3 protein-coding genes, 3 tRNA genes and 2 pseudogenes are annotated in these 4,398 nt (G+C 72.5%); 3 read left to right on the top strand and 5 right to left on the bottom strand.

The features are described 5' to 3' along the window. Nucleotides 1-328 (bottom strand): annotated as a pseudogene (locus G3I40_RS26710) (sugar kinase); the annotation flags it as partial. A gap of 53 nt (nt 329-381) precedes the next feature. After that, nucleotides 382-693, bottom strand: coding sequence for a YtxH domain-containing protein (locus G3I40_RS26705; RefSeq protein ID WP_164304714.1), 312 nt, complete (start codon nt 691-693; stop codon nt 382-384). A 150-nt stretch (nt 694-843) separates the two neighbouring features. Between G3I40_RS26705 and G3I40_RS26700 the strand changes: the two genes are divergently transcribed. The 3 genes from G3I40_RS26700 (at nt 844) to G3I40_RS26690 (ending at nt 1,248) form a co-directional block, all read left to right on the top strand. Further along, nucleotides 844-916 (top strand) — tRNA-Asn (locus G3I40_RS26700). Nucleotides 917-921: 5 nt separating this feature from the next. After that, nucleotides 922-997 (top strand) — tRNA-Asn (locus G3I40_RS26695). Nucleotides 998-1,171: 174 nt separating this feature from the next. After that, a tRNA-Ile gene (locus tag G3I40_RS26690) sits at nt 1,172-1,248 on the top strand. 150 nt (nt 1,249-1,398) lie between these two features. On the opposite strand, the gene G3I40_RS26685 is transcribed toward G3I40_RS26690, so the two are convergent. The 3 genes and pseudogenes from G3I40_RS26685 to G3I40_RS26675 all read right to left on the bottom strand — a co-directional run. Then, nucleotides 1,399-2,868, bottom strand: coding sequence for a GAF domain-containing protein (locus tag G3I40_RS26685; RefSeq protein WP_164304712.1), 1,470 nt, complete (start codon nt 2,866-2,868; stop codon nt 1,399-1,401). A 30-nt stretch (nt 2,869-2,898) separates the two neighbouring features. Next, nucleotides 2,899-3,936: a rod shape-determining protein gene (locus G3I40_RS26680; RefSeq protein ID WP_164304711.1), complete on the bottom strand. Its 1,038-nt coding sequence runs from the start codon at nt 3,934-3,936 to the stop codon at nt 2,899-2,901. Nucleotides 3,937-4,092: 156 nt separating this feature from the next. Further along, nucleotides 4,093-4,398, bottom strand: a pseudogene (locus G3I40_RS26675) (HAD family hydrolase); the annotation flags it as partial.

The following is a 4,398-nucleotide window of genomic DNA, read 5'->3' as shown; positions in this document are numbered from 1 at the left end:
CCAGGTCCGCGGCCGAGGCCTGCGCCCGCTTGTCGCCGCCGACCAGGGCGGGGCGCACGGTGTTGCCCTGGGCGTCCATCGGCACCAGCGCGTTGGCCTGCGCGGACACGCCGATGGCCTGGACGCCTTCGAGCAGCCCGCCGCCCGCGGCCTCGCCCAGCGACAGCAGCCAGGCCTGGGGGTCGACGTCGCAGGGCCGCCCGCCGCCCTCCACGGGGTCCAGCGGATGCGGGGCGTACCCCTGCCGCAGGACGGCTCCGGTGTCGGAGTCACAGACCACAATGCGCGTGAAATCGGGCGAACTGTCCAGCCCGGCGACTATCCCCATGACAGAAATAGTGCCGCACCGTCGGCCACTCCCGTACCGCAGCTTCCGCTTCGCTACGTGTTGCTGGTGCCCCAGTCGTCGTCCTCGCCCGTGGCGCCGCGCTCCCGCAGCGAACGCACGCGGTCGGCGACCGAGTCCGGCACCCTGCTCTCGACCTTCTCGCTCACCGAGTGGAAGGCCTTGCCCGCGTACTGCCGCGTCTGCTGCGCCGCGGACTCCGCGGTGTTGCGCACCGTCGGGTTCTGGGAGATCTCGCGTGCGGTCTTCTTCAACTTCTCGTACCGCTCGCGCCCGGCGCGCGTCCCCAGCACGTAACCGAGGGCCAGACCGGCGATGAATGTGAGCCGGTAGCGCATGACGGCCACCCTTCCGTTGCGAGGTTCGTGATGGCTTGTGATCACTGGGGGGATACCGATTGGCGGAGCACCCCCCTGCTTGCGCTAATGTATGTGTCGCAGCGAGCGCCCGCCGCCTGGCAAGTACCCAGGTAGCTGCGTTCGAAGCAACGAGGTCATTCCCCTGTAGCTCAATTGGCAGAGCAGCCGGCTGTTAACCGGCAGGTTACTGGTTCGAGTCCAGTCGGGGGAGCTCGATCTCCTGTAGCTCAATTGGCAGAGCAGCCGGCTGTTAACCGGCAGGTTACTGGTTCGAGTCCAGTCGGGAGAGCCATCGAACAAGCCCCTTCGGAGATCACTCCGGGGGGCTTTTTCGTGCGCGGTGGAACCGTGCGCGGGCCTGCGCAGTCCTCATGGTCGTGCAGAGCCGAACCATCCGAGGCAGGAGATCGTATGAGCGGCTATGCTGCGGCAGACGGCGCGCACATTTGTGCGCGACGCGCCGTAAGGGGCGGTAGCTCAGCCGGTTAGAGCAGCGGACTCATAATCCGTCGGCCGTGGGTTCGAGTCCCACCCGCCCCACCACGCTCGTGGCGCAGAAACGATGCGACCAGGACGTACGTAACCTGATGACCCGTCACGAAAACCGTGGCGGGTCATTTGTCACCCGTTCGGCAAGACGGGGCGGACGGGTCGGGGACGACGCATCGCGGAGCCCGGTCGTGGGCTCCGCCGTCACAGAGGTGACTGCCAGGTGACCGTCGTCGCCGTGCCCCCGCCGTCCTCGCGCGCCCCGTCGTCCGCCACCGTCAGCCGCACCCCTGGACGTCCGTCCGGCAGCGTCGCCCCCGTGTCGATCGCGACGTCGATGCGGGAGACCGCGGTACGGCGCGACGCCGTGGCCAGGGCGCGGCGCAGCGCCACCAGGAGGTGGCCCTGGACCGGTTCGCTCAGGGTCGACTCGACCGCGCCCGCGAAGTGCACCGAGGGGGCGAAGCCGAGGACCGCGGCGGCGCCCGCCGTCTCCCGCAGGACCTTGCCGCGGAACGTGGTCGGGGCGTCGGCCGGAGGCTGCTGGAGCGCGAAGATCGTGGTGCGGACCTCCTGGATCGTCGACTCCAGCTCGTCGACGGCGTGGGCGAGCGTCTCGCGGACGTCCTCGACCTGGGCGCGGCGCCGGGTCGACTCGAGCATCATGCCCGTCGCGAACAGGCGTTGGACGACCAGGTCGTGCAGGTCCCGGGCGATCCGGTCGCGGTCCTCGAAGACGGCGAGCCGTTCGCGGCCCGCCTGGGCGTCGGCCAGCACCAGCGCGAGCGCCGCCTGCGAGGCGAACTGGGTGGCCAGCAGATGGTCGACGGAGGTGTAGGGACGGGCGCCGCGGGAGCGCGGCAGGGCCAGCGTCCCGATCAGCTTCCCGCCGGCCTGGAGCGGCAGCATCATGCTCGGGCCGAAGCGGGAGCGTACGTCCGTGGTCATCCGCGGGTCCGTCGCCGAGTCCTCGACGAACACCGGTTCCCCGGTGAGGAGTTGGGCGAGGACCGCGCTGCCCGGGCGGATCGTCGCGCCGATCAGGGTCCCCGGGTCGTCCGTCGTCGACGCGGCCACGATCTCCATGCCGCCGCTCTGCGTGGGCTGCAGCACGACCCCGGCGGCGGCGTCGGCCAGCAGTCTGGCGCGCTCGGCGACCGTCGTCAGCGCGTCGGCCGGCCGCCCGGTGAGCAGCGCGGTGGTCACCGCGGCTGCGCCCTCGATCCAGCGTTCGCGCTGCTTGGCGGTCTCGTACAGTCGGGCGTTGCCGATGGCGATGCCCGCCTGGGTGGCGAGCACCCGCAGCAGGTCCAGGTCGTCCTCGGTGAAGCCGCCGGGGCACGGCGCGCCGGTCAGGCGCAGGCGGCCGAAGACCGTCTGCTGTACGTGGATGGGGACGGCGAGGACGTCCGGCTCGTGGATGAGGGAGCCGGGTGGTTCGTCCGGGGGCAGGGTGGTCCGCGCGCCCCCGGTGCCGACCGCCTCGACCGGTTCGCCGCGGCCGGGGTCGAGGACGGCGAGGACGCCCTGCCGGGCGCCGGTCAGGGCGGCCGCGCTGTCCGCCAGCTGCTGGAGCGTGCCGCGCAGCTCCAGCTCCGAGCCGACGTTCAGCACGGCCTCCAGCAGGACGGACAGGCCGGCGGGCACACCCGGTTCACCTGGTACTGCGGTCATCGCCCGAGGGCTCCCGTACGTGCGCTGCGGTCAGCCGGCCAGCGGGTCCAGGACCAGCGGCTGGATCCTGCCCTCCAGCATCGCACCCAGGCCCTGCACCGCGCACACGTCGGGGCGCTCGGCGATGGCCACCGGCATGCCCGTCGCGTCGCGCAGCATCTGGTCGAGGCCGGGCAGCAGGGCCGAGCCGCCGACCATCATGATGCCGCGGTCCGCGAGGTCGGCGACCAGGTCGGGCGGGCAGTCGCGCAGCACCTTGCCGATGCCGTCGAGGACCGCGGTCAGCGGGGTGTGGATGGCGCGGCGCACGGCCGAGGTGTCGACGTGCACCGAACGGGCCAGGCCCGTCGCCACGTCGCGGCCGTGGATCTCGGTCTGCTCCGGGCCGTACGGGGTGAGGCCGTTGCCGCGCAGGGCGAGCTGCAGGGGTCGTACCGACTGCGAGGGAAGCATCAACTCGTGCTGCTGGCGCAGGTGTTGGACCACCGCGTGGTCGATGGCGTCGCCGCCGACCGGGACCCGGTCCGCCGTCACGATCGAGCCCAGCGAGAGCACCGCGATCTGCGTGGTGGCCGCGCCGCACACGATGATCATCGTGGCTTCGGGCTGCTCGACGGGCAGGCCGCAGCCGACGGCCGCCGCGATGAGGGTGTCGACCAGTTCGACCCGGCGCGCGCCCAGCCCGACCAGCGTCTCGACCGCCGCGCGCTGCGCCAGCGGGTCCGCGTCGTGCGGGGTGCAGGCCGCCGCGCGCAGCCGGGGCTTGCGGCGCAGGGCCCGGCGCAGCTTCTCGCCGAGCAGGTGACGCAGCATCCGCTGGGCCATCTCGATGTCGACGACCGTGCCGCCGGAGACGGGGCGCACGACGCGGATGTAGCCGGGGGTGCGGCCCGTCATCTTCTCGGCGAGCTCGCCGACCGCGATCAGGGCGCCGGTGCGGGTGTTGACCGCCGCCGCGCTCGGCTCGTCGACGACGAGACCCGCGCCCTTCACATAGACGCGGGTGCGCGCGGCACCCAGGTCGACGGCGAAATGGCAGCGGCGCAACTGCTCCAGACTGACGGTCATGGCAGATCCTCCCGAGAGCGCAGACCGTGTGCGGGCCGCAGGTGAGCGGTCCTGTTGGCATCGTGCGGGCGAGGCCGGGACAGCGCGCGTCGGAGTAGGCCGGTCGGGGCGGGGCCGGACGGGTGGAATGTGTGACGAGCAGATCCTGACGGTCGCTCAGGACCGGTTGCGCACCACGTCGGTGAGCAGGTCGAGGTCCTGGACGACCGGCCCGCCGCCCTCCAGCTGGAGCGCGTCGCGCAGCGAGGCCGCGTAGCCGATGAAGGGCAGGCGCAGGGCGCGGGCCGCGGCCAGTTCGGCGGGGGTCGAGCCGATCAGGACCGCGTGCGTGGCCGGTGCGCCGGGCCGGTGCAGCGCCCGGCGCAGCACGTCGGGGTGCGGCATCAGCAGGGCCGGGTCGTCCGCGCGGCCGTGCACGCCGTGGCGTACCGGAAGGGAGCGGCCGTCCAGGTACTCGGAGAC

Source organism: Streptomyces sp. SID14478 (assembly GCF_010548525.1).
Lineage (GTDB): Bacteria > Actinomycetota > Actinomycetes > Streptomycetales > Streptomycetaceae > Streptomyces.
The sequence above is the reverse complement of the archived record's forward strand: the minus strand, read 5'-3'. Positions and strand labels throughout refer to the sequence as shown.